We start from the raw sequence: 16,912 nt of genomic DNA on the forward strand, positions 1-16,912 counted from the left end.
CGCACCTTGCTGGTTCCCGTATCGAAGTGCAGCGGCCCGTTTCAGGCGATGAGCTCCCGGGTCCGGTCATAGAGCCGCTGGGCGGCCTTGGGATCGAATCCCGGGCCGTCCATGGGGATCGGGCGGCCCATGATTGAAGCGGTAAGCGGCTCGGCGGGTGGATGGTTCAGCAGGTCGAGGATCGGCACGATGGCCTTCTCGACCGGTTGTGCGGTCCTGCGCATTGCCTCGATCTGGGCCGCGACGTGCGGGGCGTACTCGCCGGAGAGTGCCGTCGCGGTGCTGCCCGGGTTGTACAGCACGTACCGGACCTTGCGTGAGGGCCGGATCCGGGCGTATCCGGTGCCGAGCAGGTCGTTCAGCAGACCGCCCTGCATGAGCGCACCTTCGCCGTCGTAGTCCCGCTCGCGGCCGAGGTCGTCCCAGCGGATCTCTTCGGGGTTCGGCCCCGGACCCGCGACGTTGAGGATGACCGGCTCGTCGGCGGCGTCGAGCAGGTCGGTCATCTCGTAGCTCATGACGAACCGGCTCAGGTAGAAATGCGCGAAGGTGTTCTCGAACCCCTCGGCCGTGACAAGGCGGGTGGTGCGAAAGTGCCGGGCGCACAAGATCAGGGCGTCCACCTTCGTGAAGTGCGCTCTGAGTTCTTGGACGGCCTGGCGGGTCTCGTCCATCAGGCTCAGGTCGGCGCGGATGAAGCGGGCCCGCTCCGCGGCGCCGAGCCGCCCGGCCGCATCGAGGAAGTCGGCTCCCCTTTCGGCATTGCGCCCGATGATCGCGACGTTGTGGCCGCTCTCCAGGCAGGCGAGCCCCACCGCGCGGCCGATGCCGTCCGTGCCGCCTGTGATGACGAAGGTTTTCACTAGAACGTCCTTCCGAGGATCTCCTCAGGGGTGACGCGGACGGTGATCAGGTCGGTGGCGCGGGCCGCGGCCCGGGGGTTGTGCTCGGCGAAGGGCAGGCCGGTGTATTTGACCGACAGCGCGTCGATCAACTCGCGCCCCGTGCCGCGCTCAAGCGTCGCGGTGCCGCGGATCGCCGCGTAGGTGTACGGCGTCCCAGGGGGATTCAGGAGCACGCTCACCCTCGGGTCCCGCCGAAGGTGCCGGCCCTTGACGTTGTCGGCGGCCGTCACGAAGAGCGGCTCGTCGCCGTCGCGCCCGATCCAGACGACCGACTGCTGCGGACAGCCGTCCGGACGGATCGTCGCCACGGTGGCGAACACCGGAGAGTCGAGCATCTCCTTCACCTTCTCGATCGCGATACCGAAAGCCACGCCATGACCTCCTCATCAGTTGTGTCACATCACTGTAGCATTTACTAATACAAGTTCCACTGCAGTGAGGTGATTGGCCGGTGAGCCGTCAGCCCGGTGGGTAGGATCGTGGTCGCCATGAGAGCCGACGCTGTACGCAATCTCGACGCGGTCCTCCAGACCGGCGCGCGCCTGCTACACCAGGACCCGGCCACGAGCATCGCGACGATCGCCGCGCAGGCGGGCGTTGATCGGCGCACCGTCTACCGCCGGTTCGTCGACCGCGAGACGCTGGTGGCCGCCATCCACCGGGCCAAGCTCGACGCCTGCCAGGAGGTCGTCGACCAAGCGCGGTTGAACGAGGCGCCGGTGCCCATCGCGCTGCACCGCTACGCCGAGGGCATCATCGACGTCAGCCGACGCTGGCCCATCGACCTGAGCCGGCTGCAAGATGACGAAGAGTCGGCCCTCCGCCTGCACGAGCTGATCGGATGCCTCGACGCCTTCATGGACCGGGCCGCACACGAAGGCGTGATCAGGTCCGACCTGCCCCACCGCTGGGCCCGGTCCCAGCTCATACACCTGACCAACCTCGCCGCCCACGAGATGCCGGAGCTGACCCCCGCCCAGGGCGCCGACCTCATCGTTCAGTCACTGCTCGAGGGAATCGGCGCCTGACCGGCAACCAGCACAAGGCGCCCCGTGTACCTCGCAGCCAGCACAGCTGACGCTGCTTGGCCTCGTCGTAGGACGAACGGCCAATGAGGCTGGTCGGTAAGCAGGTCTCCCACCAGGGGTGGACTCGGTCCAGGCGGAATGGTGCACGGTGCAGACGCCGGCGTCGTGCCCGCATCGCGGTGAAGCCGATCAGAACGGATCGAGCTTTTCACCGCAGACGACAGCGGGGGACGGCCTAACGCCCGCGGGCGGCGGGTGGAGAATGCGAAGCGGCGCCCGCCGGACCCGGGGAACGTGTTCTGAGCATGATCCGGGGTCCGGTGGGCGCCGCGGTCCGCGGGGCCTGAACCGGTGTCAGGCGTTCTTGGCGGCGGTGAGGCGAGCGGCGACGTCGTTCCAGTTCACCAGGTCCCACAGCTTCTGGACGTAGTCGGGCCGCACGTTGCGGTACTGCAGGTAGTAGGCGTGCTCCCACGCGTCGAAAACCAGCAGCGGCGTGGAGCCCATGCCCACGTTGCCGTGGTGGTCGTAGACCTGCTGGACGATCAGCCGCCGCCCGAGCGGCTCCCAGCCGAGCACGCCCCAGCCGGAGCCCTGGACGGTCGCGGTCGCGGAGGTGAGCTGCTTCTTGAACGCCTCGAACGAGCCGAAGTGCTCGTCGATGGCCGAGCCGAGCTCGCCGTCGGGGCGGTCACCGCCGTCGGGGGACAGGTTGTCCCAGAAGATCGTGTGCAGGACGTGCCCGGACAGGTTGAACGCCAGCGTCTTCTCCAGGCCGACCAGCCCGCCGAGCTGGTCCTTGTCGCGAGCCTCGTCCAGCTTCTCCAGCGTGTCGTTGGCGCCCTTGACGTAGGCGGCGTGGTGCTTGGCGTGGTGAAGCTCCAGGATCTCGCCGGTGATGGCGGGTTCCAGGGCGGCGTAGTCGTAAGGAAGGTCCGGCAGTGAGTACGTCATGATCACCACTATTGCAAATATATTGCAACTGCATCAAGAATGCAGCCATGTCGCCCCTGAACTCTTCCCGCCCGGACCACGCGCGGCGCTGCTCCTGGGCCCTCAGCCGGATGCGCGCACCGCCCCCGCCCGCTGGCCTACCCTGGCGACCGGCCCCTCGGCTCCGCTTCGCCAAGCTGCGCTCGACCCGTTCCAACCAGCCAGAAAGGCTCACGCATGACAGGCACGGCTCGCCCCATCACGCTCGTGGGCACTCCTGTGCTGCACCGCCCCTGCCGGCCGGTCGAACGCTTCGACGACGAGCTCGCTCGCCTTGTCGAGGACATGTTCGCCAGCATGTACGCGGCCCGCGGCGTCGGGCTGGCCGCCAACCAGATCGGCGTCGATCTCCGGGTGTTCGTCTACGACTGCCCCGACCAGGACGGCGAGAGACGTAAGGGCCTGGTGGTCAACCCCACCGTCCAGACACCCGCCGGACCGGGCAGAACCCTCGACGACAGCGAGGAGGGCTGCCTGTCGGTGCCCGGCCCGCATGTGTCCCTGCCGCGCCCCGACACCGCCGTCTGCGACGGCTTCGACCTGTCCGGCGACCCGATCACCGTCGAGGGCACCGGCCTGCTCGCCCGCTGCCTCCAGCACGAGACCGACCACCTCGACGGTCGCCTCTACATCGACCGGCTCCCGGCCAAGGCACGCAAGAAGGCCCTCGAAGAGTTCGAGGCCCGCCGCGCGGCCCCCGCCCAGGACACCGGCCGGGGGTGGCGGGGCGGTCCGCCGGTCGGCGGATCGGGTGATGGCGATGATGGCCAGGGCGATCACGGCGACGATCAACGCGCCCAGGGCGGCGGTCAGCAGCGGGTGATGCGCCGACCACGACACCGGTGAGGGCGGCCGGGCCGGGGACGGGGACGGCTGCCCGGCGGTGCGGACGTGGCGGCCCGTGGGGGCCAGGGGCGGCAGGACCTGTGCGGCGGTGGTCGGTTCGTCCACCGCGGCGTTGTCGCGACTGATGCGGCTGATGAGTTCAAGGGCCTCGGCGACGCGGGTGGCGTCGGCGGGACGCAGTGCGGGGTCCTTGGTCAGGAGCCGCAGGATCGCCTGCCCCAGTTCCACGGGCACGTCAGGGCACAGCCGGGCCGGCGGGACGGGAGCGTCGTGCATGTGCCGTTGGAGCACGTCCACCTGGGTGTCGGCGGTGAAGGGCGGCTGCCCGGTGCACAGTTCGTACAGCATGCAGCCCAGCGCGTACAGGTCGCCGGCCGGGCTGGGCGGGAGCCTGTGGGCCAGTTCGGGAGCCAGATAGCCCGCGGTTCCGATGATCAGGCCCGCCGTCTGCCCGGTGGCCTGTGTGGGGGTGGGCACGTCCATGGGGCTGGCGATGCCGAAGTCGGTGAGCTTGAGGGTGCCGTCGTCGGCCAGCAGCAGGTTGCCGGGTTTGACGTCGCCGTGCACCAGGTCGGCGTCGTGCGCGGCGGCCAGCGCGCGGGCCGTCTGCGCCCCAAGCGCCGCCACCTGTGCGGGTGGCCGTGGACCTTGCCTGTGCAGGATCTCCGCCAGGTTCGGGCCGGTGACGAGTTCCATCACCAGGAACATCCGGTCTCCGTCGATGGCCACGTCGTAGATTCGCACCACGTTGGGGTGTACCAGTCGCGCGGCGCCGCGGGCCTCCCGCCATACCCGTTCGCTCACCGTGCCCATCACGTCCGCGCGGGTCGTGCTCGCGGGCTGGTCGGGGGCGGGTGCGGGGTCCAGCAGCTTGACCGCCACCATGCGCCCCAGCGCCGCGTCCTCGGCGGCCCACACCTCGGCCATTCCACCCCGGCCGACCGGCTCGATCAGCCGGTACCGCCCGGCCAGCACCACCGAAGCCTCGGCCGCGCGCCCATGCCTGCCCATAACCCCAATCCCCGTCACCCGCCGGCCGGCAAACGGCCGACGTGGTGCTTTGCGCCCCATCCTGCGGGGATGTCACACCGACGCCAGGTCTTGATCAGGTTGGGAGGAGCCCCGCCCCATCGGGGGCTGGGGGGCGGGGCTCGCGCCACGGGGTGCCCGCAGTCCGGTCGGGCACCCCGCCGACGAGGCCGGCAGGTGGGGGTGCCCGTGGCCGTCTACCACTCCAGCGCCCGGGGCGTCCGAACCGTCACCCGCGAATGTGCGGGCTATTCGAGGTTGTCGCGGACTGCGGTCAGCAGGCGGACGAACTGCTGGGCCTCGGTGTCGGTGAGCCCGGCGGTGGCCTGGGCTTCTGTTTCCGCCCATGCGGCCGTCACGGCGTCCACGACGGCCTCGCCGCGTTCGGTCAGCCGCAGGCGTGTCACGCGTCGATCGCCGGGGTCGGTGGTGCGTTGGATGAACCCGGTCCGTTCCATCCTGGTGAGTGCCTTGGCGATCGTGGGTTGTTCGAGTCCGATCCGTTGGACGAGTTCCGCTTGGGTCGTGTCGGGGTTGTGGTGGATGTCGACAATGAGGAGTTCCTGGCCCAGATGCAGGCCGAGTTGTGCCATCCGGCGTTGCAGCACCGCACGGTGCGCCCGGGTGGCGTGGGCGAGCGCGTAACTGACCGGTCCGTTGTCCGCGGCGATCTGACGCCCGGTGATCATGCCGGGACCACCTGCCGATCGGTTTGAACTCGGGTGAGAACGCGCTGCCACAGTTCGGTGATTTCGCGTCGCGGGTCCTCGCCCACCAGGACACCGTGGTCGTCGAGGTGACGGTGGGCGTGGCCGATCGCGACGTCGAGGTCAGAAAGGATCTCGGCGCCGGACCGCCGGAGTAGGTCGGCGAGCTGCAGTTGGGCGAACGCGCCGCCGAACCGGTTCGGTGAGGCGCTCATCAGCACGACGGGCTTGCCGGCCAGCGGGCGAGGCGGTGCGAGAATCCCCAGCCAGTCGACGACGTCCTTCATGTTGCCGGGAATGCCGCGGTTCAGTTCCGGCGTCACCAGCAGCAGCACATCAGCCGCCGCGACCCGGTCTCGCAAGGTCGCGACGACCGGCGGGAACGGACGCCCCATGGTCGCGTTGACGCGGGGAACCTCGGCATTGCCGTCCCAGGCCACCACCTGGAGCGGGGCATCGGCCAGTTCTTGTGCGGCCAGCAGCAACGCCCGGTTGAAGGACCCGGCCCGCACGCTCCCGCAGATGCCGAAGACATCGACAGTTTCCATAGCCGGGAATCTTATAGCCGGGCATGTAGTTTGGCGAACGGGCGCCTCGCCCGGGCTACCTCGTGAGGAGCCGCCCGGCAGGACGTATCGCGCCCTTCAAACGGGATTCGTAGTCCCCGAACAGCCACGGGCGGGGGCCGGTGTTGGTGTCGGTCGGGTAGCCGATGTCGAACTCCACGGCCGAATCCAGGCGTTGTACGGCGTCCGCCGGGAGGGCGACGTCCAGGGCGCCCAGATTGTCCTGGAGTTGCTCGACGGTGCGCGCGCCGATGATCGGGTGCACCGCTTGGGAACGGGTTCGGGTCCAGGCGATCGCTACCTGGGATGGGGTCGCCCCCAGTTCCTGGGCGACCTCCCGTACGGCGCGTGCGGCCTGGTGGTCGTGCGGAGTGAGGGACTCGGGGGCGACCCTGGTGCCGCCGGTCGGGGCTTGGCCGCTCCCGGAGAATTTGCCCGACAGCACCCCACCGGCCAGTGCCCCGTAGGCGGCCACGCTCATCCCGTAGGCCTCGGCCATGGGGAGCAGTTCGCGCTCGATGTCACGTTTGAGCAGGCTGTAGCGCACCTGCACGGCGGCGAACGACGTCCATTCGCGCCACTCGGCCAGAGTGTTCGCCCTCGAGACGAGCCAGGCGGGCAGGTTGGACGCGCCCACGTGGAGGACCTTCCCGTCGCGGACGGCGTCGTCCAACGCCCGCATGGTCTCCTCGATCGGCGTGTGCTGGTCCCAGGTGTGCACCCAGAACAGATCGATGTAGTCGGTGCGCAGCCGCCGCAGGCTCGCTTCCAGGGAGAGGGCGAGGTTCTTGCGGTGGCTTCCGCCCGCGTTGGGGTCGGTGGGGTCCCGGGACAGCGTGTACTTGGTGCTCAGCACGAAGCGGTCGCGGCGGTGTCGCAGCAGGTCACCGAGGATTTTCTCGCTGTCGCCGTAGGCGGAGGCGGTGTCGATGACGTTGCCGCCGGCGTCGGCGTACAGGTCGATCATCTTGCGGGCCTCATCCGGGCCGGTGAAGGTCATCGCGCCCAGGAACAGTTCCGAGACGCGCAACCCGGTCGGGCCGAGCAGCCAGTAGCGCATCACTTCACGTCCCTGGCGGACAGGTCGAAGGAGTCGGTGTCGATCCCCCGCGTCAGGATCCGGCGCGGGTGGATGCGGATATAGGCCGAGTCGAACGGCATGTTCGCGCCGATGCGCTCGCCGATCTCTTCGCCGCCGGTGGTGTGCGTCTCCGCGCGTCCCCGGATCTCGATGCCGCGCGGGCGCCAGGGGTCGACGGACGCCAGATCGTCCACGGCGAACGCGATATCGGGATGGCGCCGGGCGTCGCGGAACTTCTTGCTGGCGGCCATGCCGGTGCCCGCGTGGCCCCCGATCACGATGGTCCCGGTCTCCCGGTCACAGAACACTCCGACCGGCACGATATGCGGCCGTCCGTCGGGGCCGACCGTGGCCAGCCGCCCGAGCAACTGGCCGTTCAGATAGTCGATCTCGTTGGCGGTGAAGGTCATACGCCTCAGTCTGTGGCGCGGGGCGAGCGCGGGGGAGGCCGGGCCAAGGCTAGCCCTGAGAGGGCCACGATCCGCTCGTGCCACCGGCCGCACACTCCGGGCCGTTAACCGGTGAATCGAGGGCTCAGTGAGATGACCGCCTCGGAACCCTGGGGACCCCTCCCGAGCTACACCCCTGTCACGTCGGCTCCTCGTCTGGGCTCATAGGTACGAGTGCAACCACGCGAGGAGGACGCAATGCAGTTCGTTGAAGCCGTTGAGGCTGCCGACGAAGCGACGATGCGGTCGATGCTGGCCGCCGATCCCGGGCTGCGCGATCGGCACGCGGACTTGGTCACGCGGATGGCCGAGGCGCGCAACTGGTCAGCTGTCCGGCTGCTGATCGATCTTGGCTTCGGCGTCAACGGTGTCACCGCCGCCGGTGTCACCGCCTTGCACTATGCGGCGGCAGCGGGCGAGCTGTCGATCGCGCGCATGCTGGTCGAGCATGGCGCCGACCACACCGCTCGCGAACCCGAGTTCAACGCGCAGCCGGCGGGCTGGGCACAGTACTTCAAGAAGCCGGAAACCCAGAAGTATCTCGAATCCCTGGCCTGATGCGGTGGACGCGGTCGGGGTCGCGGACGACGTCGATCCTGACGATCTTGTCGCCCGCGACGGTGAACGCCATGACAGAGAACGGCCGCCCGTCGCGGGTGATCAACGTTCCGATCGCGCCGTTGACCAGGACGGGGCGCAGTTCGCCACCGCGTGGGGCGCGGGCCTGCTTGGCCACGGCCGGCGCACCGCGCACGACGGTGGGCGGCCGGGTGGTGCCGAAGTCGGTGCGCAGAACGACGTCGGGGTCAAGGACCTGGACGAGGGCGTCGAAGTCGCCGGTCCACGCAGCTGCGTAGAAGGCACGGACGACCCGCCGCTGGCGCGCCAGATCCGGATCGGGTGATGGGATCGCGGCGCCGTGCACCCGGCGCCGTGCACGACTGGCGAGTTGCCGTGCGGCGACCGGGGTGCGGCCCGCGATGACGGCGATCTCCTCGAAGGGCAGCTCGAACATGTCGTGCAGCACGAACGCCAGCCGCTCAGCCGGAGTGAGCTGGTCGAGCACGACGAGCAGGGCCAGGCTCACCGAGTCGGCCAGCAACGCCTCCTGCTCGGGGTCGAGGTCCCCGTCCGGGATGACGACCAGGCTGGGCAGGTGCGCGGCGAAGGGATCCTCCCGGCGGCGTCGGCGGGAGCGCAACATGTGCAGGCACTCCCGGGCGACGACGGTGGTCAACCATCCGCCGAGGTTGTCGATCTGCTCCGCGTCGGACCGGCTCAGCCGCAGCCAGGCATCCTGAACGGCGTCGTCCGCGTCGGCCGGCGAGCCGAGCATTCGATAGGCCACCGCCCGCAGCCGGGGTCGGTGCTGCTCGAAGCGCGCGGCCAGCCACTCGTTCTCGTCCAATAGGTCACACCATCCCATCGCCAGGGTTCACAGAGGTGAACCCTCAGACACGGCGATTGTGACGCGCCTGGCCCGTGTCGACGAGCGGCAGGACCTCCCACTGCCCGGCGTGCCAGACCACCCCGAGACCGCCGTCCTCCACGCTCAGACGCGGGTACGCCCGATAGCTTGCAGGTCAAGATGGGCCGGACCACCCGGTGAAAGCGTGAGGTTGGCCACTGCCGTTTTGGGCTTTTCGGACGTCCACTCCGTGAAAGTGCGCCATCTCCGCTGGTGAAGCATGGCGACCTTCCAAGTAGGTAGATTTCGGGAAAAAGTGGACATCTTGGGCCAGACACCTCAATGGCATGCCAAGGTCCCCGCAATCTCGGCGATCCGTGCCTCCGTATTGAGGTGTTGTGACAGCCTAGATACGGGCTGTGCCCTCACACGGAAGTACGAATTTTGCTCACTATCGTGATCTGCCGTCGACGCACTGAGGACGCCGATTCTCAATGACCTTCAAATCCGCTGCCGGCGCCGAGCACCAGGACGTTCGGCGAACCAGCAGGTCAGTGACCCGTGGTACACATCGGCAGAGCAATATACGCGCTCTTCACCTGTCCATTTCCGTGCTCCCTGCGGCCATTGCGATAGTTCTCGGGTTCGCCGCTGCGGCGGTCCTCTACGATGGCGCCACCGGGACTCAGGGGACGCGGGTGGTGCTGACCCTGGCGGCCGTGGGGGCCGTGATCACCCTCGGAGCCGCTTTCATGGCGGCGGAGGCGGCGACCCGCCGGGTGCATCGGCAGCGTACCGAGTCGGCCGTCCACGATCAGCAGAACATGCACCGGCGGCTCGGCGAACTCGGATTCCGGATCGACCACGGCCGGCGGGAGCTGCAGCGGCTGGTAGAGGGGCTCAGCGCCGGTAAGACGGCCACCCCGAGCAGCGAGGACTTCCCGGCCCCCGACACCGCCGACCCCTACTTGCAACTTGAGCACGAAGTGCGGAAGGCGCAGGGCACGGCCTGGAACGCCGTGATCGGCGCGGCCGGCCGCGAAGCCGCTGGTGGCGGCAGCCAGCGGGTCGCCGTTTTCGTCAACCTGGCCCGGCGGATGCAGTCACTGTCCCATCGGGCCATCCAGGGCCTGGACGAGCTGGAGAACCAGGTGGAGGATCCGGATCTGCTCAAAGGGCTGTTCAGGGTCGACCACCTCAGCACCCGCATGCGACGCCAGGCCGAGAGCCTGGCCGTGATCGGCGGCGCTGCGTCGCGCCGCGGCTGGACCAAGCCGGTGACGGTGTACGAGGTACTGCGCTCGGCCATCGCCGAGGTGGAGCATTACGACCGGGTCAAGGTGGTGCCGCCGGTCGACGGGAGCCTGCGCGGGGGCGCGGTCGCGGACATCGTCCATCTGCTGGCCGAGCTCATCGAGAACGCCACCAAGTTCTCCCCGCCGCAAACGCAGGTGTTCATTCGCTTCGAGAGGGTCACCGCGGGCATGGCCATCGAGGTCGAAGACCGCGGCCTCGGAATCCCGCGGGAAAGCCAGCGGCGGCTGAACGAGCTGCTCGCCGACAACGAGCGGGCCGACACCGAGGAACTGCTGAAGGACGGGCGCATCGGGCTCCTCGTGGTCTCCGCGCTCGCGCGCCGTCACAAGGTCCGTGTTCAGCTCCAGAGCAATGTCTACGGCGGCACGCAGGCCATCGTCGTCGTACCGGGGGAACTGGACGGCCAAGAGGCCCAGGAGGCCGAGGAGGCCGAGGCGCGGCTCCGGGCGGAACCGGTGGACGCCCCCGCGGCACCACCGGCCGTGAGCGTCCCGGCACCGGCCCGGCCGAGTCTGCCGCTGGACGACCGTGATGTCCTCGGCGCCCGCGTGTCCGCCCAGCCGCCCTCTGCGGTCGAGAGTTCCCAGCCGCTGCCCGCGCCGCCGCCCCCGCCTCCGCCTCCGTCGGGCCCGCCGGCGGCCGCTCCGGACCACGGAACCGGGCCGGGCTTTCCGGGCGGCGCCGGTGAGCGGCCGCCATTGCCGCAACGCCAGGCCCAGGCAAGCCTGGCGCCCGAACTGGGCAGTGCGCCCGCGCCCCAGCAGGACGATCAGGAAGTCAAATACAATCCCGGGTTCATGGCCGCATTCCAGAAGGGAATGCGCAGCGCCCAGGAGAACGACGGCTCCACTGATGATCCCGACAGTGTGAACTGACGAAAATTTCAAATGACAAGGAGAGTCCTTTGAGTGGTGTCTCCCCGAACCAGGCTCAAGATCTTGCTTGGCTGTTGCGGGGGCTGGGCGAGGAGGTTCCGGTCATTCGCGGCAGCGTGCTGCTGTCGTCCGACGGCATGATGAAAGCCGCCGACGGCTTGGACCGCGCCAGTGCGGAACAGCTCGCCGCGCTCGCGTCGGGGCTTTTCTCCATCGCGCGTAGTGCCGGAACGAAGTTCGACGAGAGCAATGAGGTGCGGCAGGTCGTTGCGGAACTCAGGTCCAGCCAGCTGTACATCTCCTGGGCAGGATTCAATTCCGTGCTGGCGGTGCTGGCGCGGGCGGAGGCCGACCCTGCCGTGGTCGGTTTCGAGATGGCCCGGCTGATCAAGGCCGTCCGGCCCTTCCTGGACACCGCGGCACGGTCGGCGGCCGCGCCGAGCGAGCGAAACCGAGTGTTTTGACATCCGAAGATGAGCTCTGGCTCGACGACGACGCCGGGCTGCTGGTGCGCCCGTACACGGTGACCGCCGGCCGTACCCATCCGACCGTCGACCTGGACCTGCTGTCCTTGGTGGTGGCGGTCGGCCCGCGTCCCCCGGCCATGGATCTGGAACATGCGAGGGCGCTTGATCTGTGCCGCACGCCGACCTCGGTCGCGGAGGTCGCGGCGCATCTGCGGCTTCCCGTGGTGGTCACCAAGGTCCTCATCTCCGACCTGGTGGACAGCAGCGCGATGACCGCACACGCGCCGCGAACAGCGGCCGATCCCACCGACCGAGCCCTTTTGGAGAAGCTGCTCGATGGCCTACAACGAGTCTGAGGTGCTCCCCACCCAGGTCAAGATCCTCATAGCGGGCGGTTTCGGCGTGGGGAAGACGACGTTCGTCGGTGCGGTGAGCGAGATCGAGCCGCTCAGCACCGAGGAACTCATCACCTCGGCCAGCGTCGGCGTCGACGACCTGGATGCGGTGGAGCGCAAAACCACCACCACCGTGGCGCTGGACTTCGGCAGGATCACGATCGACCAGCACGACCTCGTCCTCTACCTGTTCGGGACGCCGGGGCAGCGGCGGTTCTGGTTCCTGTGGGACGAACTGTGCGCCGGGGCGCTCGGCGCCGTGGTGCTCGCCGACACCCGCCGCCTTGAGGACTGCTTCGAGGCCGTCGACTTCTTCGAGAACCGGGGAACCCGGTTCCTCGTCGCGGTCAACGAGTTCGACAACGCGTTCCGTTACGGGTCCGAGGAGGTGCGGGCCGCCCTCAAACTCAGCCCGCGCGTGCCGATCGTGCAGTGCGACGCACGGGACCACTCCTCCGCCATTTCGGCGCTGCGGGCCCTGATCCAGCATCTTCTCACAGCCGCCCCTTCCGCCTCCGTCTGACAGAACTGCAGCACATCCTCATGCCCGCCTTCACACTCGGCCGTATATGGAGGTCCCCGTGACGTATCCGCCCAATGACCAGGCATACGAACTCCAGCCCCGTCCCTTGCTGCCGCCCGACCACGAAGCATCCCAGCGCGCGACGCGACTGCGACAGCTAGGCCTGGGGCAGGCACGGGAGAGCGAATTCGATGAGTTCGCCCATCAGGTCGCGCTGGACGCACAGAAGCTCATCGGGCTTCCCAGCACGCCGGTGGCATTCGTGAACCTCGTCGGCGACGATCAGTTCGTGGCGGGTGTTTACACGCCGCCTGCTGCCGCCGAAATAGTGGGGGGTATTCTCGGGGCGAGAATCCCCCTGAACGCCGGCTACTGCCCGCATGTCGTCGTCCGGCGCAAGGCGCTGATTCTCGACGACGTCCTCGCCTATCCGCGTTTCGCCGGCAATCCGATCGTCGACAAGCTCATGGTCCGGAGCTACGCCGGAGCTCCGTTGACGGACCGCACGGGCACGGTTCTCGGCACGGTCTGCGTCGTGGACAGCGAACCGCGCCCGTGGGGTAAGCCCGGACTGGAGCTCATGAAGCGGAGGGCGGCCGACCTGGTCGACCGGATACACCGCCGCGAGGGCTTGCCGGGCTAGCCGCGCTGCACATCAGCCGGTCGCCGACGGCGCCTCGGCGCTTCGCCCCCCGTCCTGGTCATGTCGGAAAGGCGAAGGGGATGGGTCGCCAGACCCATTGGCGGCCTGCCGCGCCGCGCCGTAGGTGTCGAGTATTCCGGTGGCCAGCAGGCGGAATTCCGAGGCGACACCGACGATGTCGTTTCTGAGGAACTCGATGGCGGGCCGGGCCCTTCCCGGATCGGCATCGGTCTCGGCGGCCCACGCGAGGACCTGGGTGATCGCGAACAGGTAGCCGATGACGCGGCCGGCCAAGACCTGATGTGCCTGGCTCAGTCGCTGATCGAGGAAGCTCAGGTCGGTCTGGAGCGTCGCGACGGCGGGCGCCGTGAGCGGCCAGTCGGCCAGGAATCCGCTGAGGGACCGGCCGGACCGCCGGGTCAGGCAGTATGCGGTGAGCTGCTGGTTGAGCATGTCGTTGTTGCCGTCGAAAATGCTGAAGACCCGCGTGTCCAGGAAAGCCTGACCGGCGATGTTGGTCGGCGATCCACAGCGGTAGCCTTCAGCGCCGGTCAGCTGCTGGTAATGCTGCGCCGCGCTGATCATCCGATCGGTGGCGACGGTTTTGAGGGCCTGTACGGCCGGAAACGCGGGAGTCATGTCGCCCGTGACGTCCAGCCTGGTCTGCAGATAGTGGCTGAGCGCCTCGCAGATGGTGGCGGAGGTGTCGATGGCCGCGAGCCTGTACCTGACGAACCCGATCTTGGATTGCGGCTTGCGCCCGATCTGGCGGCCCTCCGCGTACGCGTGCGCCTCCCGGCTGATGCGGCGTAGGAATCCGGCTCCCGCCGCCGCCAGCAGCGCCCGCGACGCCAGGAACATGTCCACCGAGTCCAGGCCCGTTTCCTCGGCGTCGATCCGCCGGTGCCGGGGGACGGTCACATCGATGTCGTTGACTCCGTAGTCGAGCAGCTTCAGACCGAGTGCCTCGTACAGCTCGACGGTGCGGAATCCCTCGCTCCGCTTGACGACGAAGTAGCCGTACTCGCGACGGTGTACGTTCCTCGCCAGAACCAGCCACCAGTGTGCGGTGGAGCTGAGAGCCTGCCAGTGCTTGCGACCACGGATTCGGTAGCCTCCGTCGACCTCCTCGAATGTGGTCGCCATGGAGGACAGGGCCGAGCCGGCGCCGGGTTCGGTGGCGGCGAGCCCGGCCATCAGCGGATCGCCGCCGGCGAACTGCGGCAGCATCTCCTGTTTGACCTCTTCTCCGGCCCACTTCACTACAGGTAGAAGCGCCAACGCCGTGTTGACTATCACGTATACGCCGAGCGCAAGGTTCCACTCAGATGCGATCTCGACGATCCGGCACATTTCAACGTTGCTGTCGCGGCCTCCGTACTCCTTGGGCAAAGTCGGAAGCCGGACTCCGGCTCTTACCAGGAGCGCCCAGCTGTCGGGGGGAAGGATCTGCTGCGGAAAGGTTGCAGAATCGAACTTGGATGCGACCGCGTCAATGCCGGCGAGAAACTCGTCCGTCGACAGGGACAGCAGTTCATTCGTCGGCAGTAGATCATTCGTCATGGTGTCCGCTCTCACGGGTCGGCCTGCCAGGGGCAAGGGGGAAGCTGCCAGGTTCCGGCGGTCAAGAGCACGCTGATGTTCGTCTCAGCTGAAACGGCAGGCCACAGACCACCTTCCGAATCATCCGGTTCTGGGGCATACGTCATGGTCAGTCGGTCGATCACCAAGCGCAAGGAACATAATGCTTACCGTAGTGAATGTGAAAATCATTCACCCATGTGTGACCTGCACATACTCAGGGACCAGTAAGACCCGTCCTCCTCGGACCATGACCTTGGTCACAGCGTGATCGCGAGTTCCGTATCCGGCCCGGATGCGGAGAGACCCCGGGCAGGAGCCGGCCACGGGGTCGCACCGTCGGCGGATCACGCGCTCGAACCGACTGCGATGCCGATCAAGGTTACCGCGCACGGAGGCCCGTGGTCGCCGGACGGCACCCACCGACGGATCACCGACAATCGACGTTCCTTCACACCAAGAACAAAGGCAGAACCTGAGGACGCCATTGCATGTGCCGGCGATATCGCGCACGAGATCGTCCCGTCGCTCAAGAGCCCGAGCCGTCCAAGATCTCGACGAGTTCGAGATTCACCCGGCGCTCATGCTGAGGAAAGCACGGAATGCCACGCAGTGGACGTGGAGTGGCAGGGCAGCCAGGTGCAGCGCGGCTCGTTCAATGGGCTGTGGGCCGGCGGTGTGTTTCCGAGCAGGCGGGCGGCTCCGTTCGCCGCGGTGGGCTGGTTGTAGAACACGAAGTCCTCGTCGCCTGCGACGGGGAGGCGTAGGGCGTGGGCTGGTAAGGGTCGGCGGGCGGTTGGAGCGGCGCGGGAGCGGGGGGACCGGAGTCGCGGTCTTGGGGAAGGGACCTGACCGCGGGCCGGTCCGCCACGGGCACCCGGTCGGCGGCTGGATCGGGCGCGACGTCAGCGATGGCGAGACCGGCACCCTGTACCTGCCCGCCCCTCAGCTGACCGTGCGCTCCGCGTAAGGGCGCAGAGCCTTGCGCAGCTTGGCCGCGTCCGGCGCCTGCCCGATGAAGGTCCGGTCGTCGAGTTTTGCGCGCCCTGGGCACGCCTCGTCGCCGGGCACCGTGAAGCGGCCCAGCGGCTTGGCGGTCTTCGCCTCGTAGAGCTCGAAGACGTAGGAGGCCTTCAGGAGCGAGATCTTGGTCGTGTCCTTGTGCCGTGTGCGCCCCGAGAGTTGCCAGTCCAACCTCGCGATGGATTCGGGAACGTATTCGCAGACCCGGGTCTCCCGCGTCCCGGCCGTGTTCTGGTAACCGCAGGCGACGAGCTGGGCCCTGCGCTTCCCGTCGGCGTCGCCCGCCTCATCGCTCGCCGCCCAGCGGGCGGGGAGCTCGCCGGTGTCTTCGCCGGTGTTGGTGTCCACGAACAGCAGCCTCACCGCGTGGGGGCCCTTCCCCCGGTAAGGTTCGGCGATCTCCTTGAAATACGTGTCGCCCCGTGCCTTACCGACCGGCTCAGGCGGGCAGAACTTGTCCACGGAGTCCGGGGTGGGCGGCTCCGGCGGAGGCGGATCGGCCAGCATGCCGAACACCCCGACGCCACCAAAGATCACGACGATGCCGATGCCGAACGTCCACCATGCGATCCGATCCGACCTTCGCATGCACACGATTTTGGACGATCGGCCCGCACGCCTCTACCGGATCGTGCCGCCGTGTTGGTCAGGGGCACTCGCTGCGGCGCGGATTTGCGACCGCGGTTCGGACGGCGCGGCCATGATCTGGTGCGGGTCGGGCGGCACGGGCGCGGATGCGTCGGCGGTCATACGGCTGGCGTGGACGGGTAGGTCGGCCAGGCGCCATTCCAGCATGCCGTCGTGCAGGCGGATCGCGCGGTGGCCGCGATCGGTGAGCAGGCGAACGGCGTCGTAGGCGGGGACGCAGTATTCGCCGCGGCAGTACACCACCAGGTCGTCGGGCAGTTCGTCGATGCGGTCGGCGAGTTCGGTGACGGGCGCCGGGGATGTGACCGGCCCAGTACTCCTCCGCCGGCCGCACGTCCAGGACCAGCATGTCTCCGGCTTCGGCGCGGGTGTGCGGCTGCTCGCGGGTGATCTCGGACCCGTCGTCGGGGCCGAGGTAGGCCTGGCGC

General features: G+C 68.4%; 19 protein-coding genes and 1 pseudogene. 8 read left to right on the forward strand and 12 right to left on the reverse strand.

Going from position 1 to position 16,912, the window contains the following annotated elements:
* Positions 1-41: 41 nt before the first annotated feature.
* Together ACQPZP_RS04190 and ACQPZP_RS04195 are read right to left on the reverse strand one after the other, a co-directional pair.
* A complete protein-coding gene (locus tag ACQPZP_RS04190) occupies positions 42-863 on the reverse strand; it encodes an SDR family NAD(P)-dependent oxidoreductase (protein ID WP_433476308.1) in 822 nt (273 codons plus the stop codon).
* Positions 863-1,276, reverse strand: a complete 414-nt coding sequence (locus ACQPZP_RS04195; protein ID WP_433476309.1) for a PPOX class F420-dependent oxidoreductase — start codon at positions 1,274-1,276, stop codon at positions 863-865. Before ACQPZP_RS04195 ends, ACQPZP_RS04190 begins: the two co-directional genes overlap by 1 nt.
* A 117-nt stretch (positions 1,277-1,393) precedes the next feature.
* On the opposite strand from ACQPZP_RS04195, the gene ACQPZP_RS04200 reads away from it, so the two are divergent.
* The gene (locus ACQPZP_RS04200) at positions 1,394-1,933 is read left to right on the forward strand and encodes a TetR/AcrR family transcriptional regulator (RefSeq protein ID WP_433476310.1); all 540 of its coding nucleotides are present in this window, start codon (positions 1,394-1,396) and stop codon (positions 1,931-1,933) included.
* Between the two features lie 354 nt (positions 1,934-2,287).
* Here the strand turns inward: ACQPZP_RS04200 and ACQPZP_RS04205 are convergent, their stop codons facing one another.
* Positions 2,288-2,893 (reverse strand): superoxide dismutase, encoded by a 606-nt coding sequence (locus ACQPZP_RS04205; protein WP_433479545.1) that lies wholly within the window; start codon positions 2,891-2,893, stop codon positions 2,288-2,290.
* 210 nt (positions 2,894-3,103) lie between these two features.
* On the opposite strand from ACQPZP_RS04205, the gene def reads away from it, so the two are divergent.
* Complete coding sequence (def, locus tag ACQPZP_RS04210) at positions 3,104-3,772, forward strand: peptide deformylase (RefSeq protein ID WP_433479546.1); 669 nt, start codon at positions 3,104-3,106, stop codon at positions 3,770-3,772.
* 180 nt (positions 3,773-3,952) lie between these two features.
* On the opposite strand, the pseudogene ACQPZP_RS04215 reads toward def, so the two are convergent.
* From ACQPZP_RS04215 to ACQPZP_RS04235, 5 genes and pseudogenes are all read right to left on the reverse strand, one after another.
* Positions 3,953-4,843, reverse strand: a pseudogene (locus ACQPZP_RS04215) (serine/threonine-protein kinase); the annotation flags it as partial.
* Between the two features lie 206 nt (positions 4,844-5,049).
* Entirely contained in the window at positions 5,050-5,490 is a 441-nt protein-coding gene (locus ACQPZP_RS04220; protein ID WP_433476311.1) for a MarR family winged helix-turn-helix transcriptional regulator, read from the reverse strand.
* Positions 5,487-6,056, reverse strand: coding sequence for an NAD(P)H-dependent oxidoreductase (locus ACQPZP_RS04225; RefSeq protein ID WP_433476312.1), 570 nt, complete (start codon positions 6,054-6,056; stop codon positions 5,487-5,489). The genes ACQPZP_RS04220 and ACQPZP_RS04225 overlap by 4 nt, the downstream gene beginning before the upstream one ends.
* A 55-nt stretch (positions 6,057-6,111) precedes the next feature.
* Positions 6,112-7,134: an aldo/keto reductase gene (locus ACQPZP_RS04230; RefSeq protein WP_433479547.1), complete on the reverse strand. Its 1,023-nt coding sequence runs from the start codon at positions 7,132-7,134 to the stop codon at positions 6,112-6,114.
* Positions 7,134-7,565: a PPOX class F420-dependent oxidoreductase gene (locus ACQPZP_RS04235; protein ID WP_433476313.1), complete on the reverse strand. Its 432-nt coding sequence runs from the start codon at positions 7,563-7,565 to the stop codon at positions 7,134-7,136. Before ACQPZP_RS04235 ends, ACQPZP_RS04230 begins: the two co-directional genes overlap by 1 nt.
* A 237-nt stretch (positions 7,566-7,802) precedes the next feature.
* Here ACQPZP_RS04235 and ACQPZP_RS04240 point away from each other — a divergent pair, with 237 nt between their 5' ends.
* Positions 7,803-8,162: an ankyrin repeat domain-containing protein gene (locus ACQPZP_RS04240; protein ID WP_433476314.1), complete on the forward strand. Its 360-nt coding sequence runs from the start codon at positions 7,803-7,805 to the stop codon at positions 8,160-8,162.
* Here ACQPZP_RS04240 and ACQPZP_RS04245 read toward each other — a convergent pair.
* Positions 8,119-9,012, reverse strand: a complete 894-nt coding sequence (locus tag ACQPZP_RS04245) for a sigma-70 family RNA polymerase sigma factor (protein ID WP_433476315.1) — start codon at positions 9,010-9,012, stop codon at positions 8,119-8,121. The genes ACQPZP_RS04240 and ACQPZP_RS04245 overlap by 44 nt on opposite strands.
* Before the next feature lie 494 nt (positions 9,013-9,506).
* Here ACQPZP_RS04245 and ACQPZP_RS04250 point away from each other — a divergent pair, with 494 nt between their 5' ends.
* From ACQPZP_RS04250 to ACQPZP_RS04270, 5 genes are read left to right on the forward strand one after another with little or no spacing between them, the layout of a single operon-like run.
* Complete coding sequence (locus tag ACQPZP_RS04250; protein ID WP_433476316.1) at positions 9,507-11,204, forward strand: sensor histidine kinase; 1,698 nt, start codon at positions 9,507-9,509, stop codon at positions 11,202-11,204.
* 29 nt (positions 11,205-11,233) lie between these two features.
* A complete protein-coding gene (locus ACQPZP_RS04255; protein ID WP_433476317.1) occupies positions 11,234-11,668 on the forward strand; it encodes a roadblock/LC7 domain-containing protein in 435 nt (144 codons plus the stop codon).
* On the forward strand, positions 11,665-12,027 hold the full coding sequence (locus ACQPZP_RS04260; RefSeq protein ID WP_433476318.1) for a DUF742 domain-containing protein: 363 nt from the start codon (positions 11,665-11,667) through the stop codon (positions 12,025-12,027). The genes ACQPZP_RS04255 and ACQPZP_RS04260 overlap by 4 nt, the downstream gene beginning before the upstream one ends.
* Complete coding sequence (locus ACQPZP_RS04265; RefSeq protein ID WP_433476319.1) at positions 12,008-12,589, forward strand: GTP-binding protein; 582 nt, start codon at positions 12,008-12,010, stop codon at positions 12,587-12,589. Before ACQPZP_RS04260 ends, ACQPZP_RS04265 begins: the two co-directional genes overlap by 20 nt.
* A gap of 58 nt (positions 12,590-12,647) precedes the next feature.
* The gene (locus ACQPZP_RS04270; protein ID WP_433476320.1) at positions 12,648-13,232 is read left to right on the forward strand and encodes a GAF domain-containing protein; all 585 of its coding nucleotides are present in this window, start codon (positions 12,648-12,650) and stop codon (positions 13,230-13,232) included.
* Between the two features lie 12 nt (positions 13,233-13,244).
* Here ACQPZP_RS04270 and ACQPZP_RS04275 read toward each other — a convergent pair whose 3' ends face one another.
* From ACQPZP_RS04275 to ACQPZP_RS04285, 3 genes are all read right to left on the reverse strand, one after another.
* Positions 13,245-14,795 carry an acyl-CoA dehydrogenase family protein gene (locus tag ACQPZP_RS04275; RefSeq protein WP_433476321.1) on the reverse strand — a complete coding sequence of 517 codons (1,551 nt, stop codon included), beginning with the start codon at positions 14,793-14,795 and terminating at the stop codon, positions 13,245-13,247.
* 963 nt (positions 14,796-15,758) lie between these two features.
* The gene (locus ACQPZP_RS04280; RefSeq protein ID WP_433476322.1) at positions 15,759-16,424 is read right to left on the reverse strand and encodes a hypothetical protein; all 666 of its coding nucleotides are present in this window, start codon (positions 16,422-16,424) and stop codon (positions 15,759-15,761) included.
* Between the two features lie 33 nt (positions 16,425-16,457).
* Positions 16,458-16,727: a hypothetical protein gene (locus ACQPZP_RS04285; protein ID WP_433479784.1), complete on the reverse strand. Its 270-nt coding sequence runs from the start codon at positions 16,725-16,727 to the stop codon at positions 16,458-16,460.
* Positions 16,728-16,912 lie beyond the last annotated feature (185 nt).

Source organism: Spirillospora sp. CA-142024, assembly GCF_050942325.1.
Lineage (GTDB): Bacteria > Actinomycetota > Actinomycetes > Streptosporangiales > Streptosporangiaceae > Spirillospora.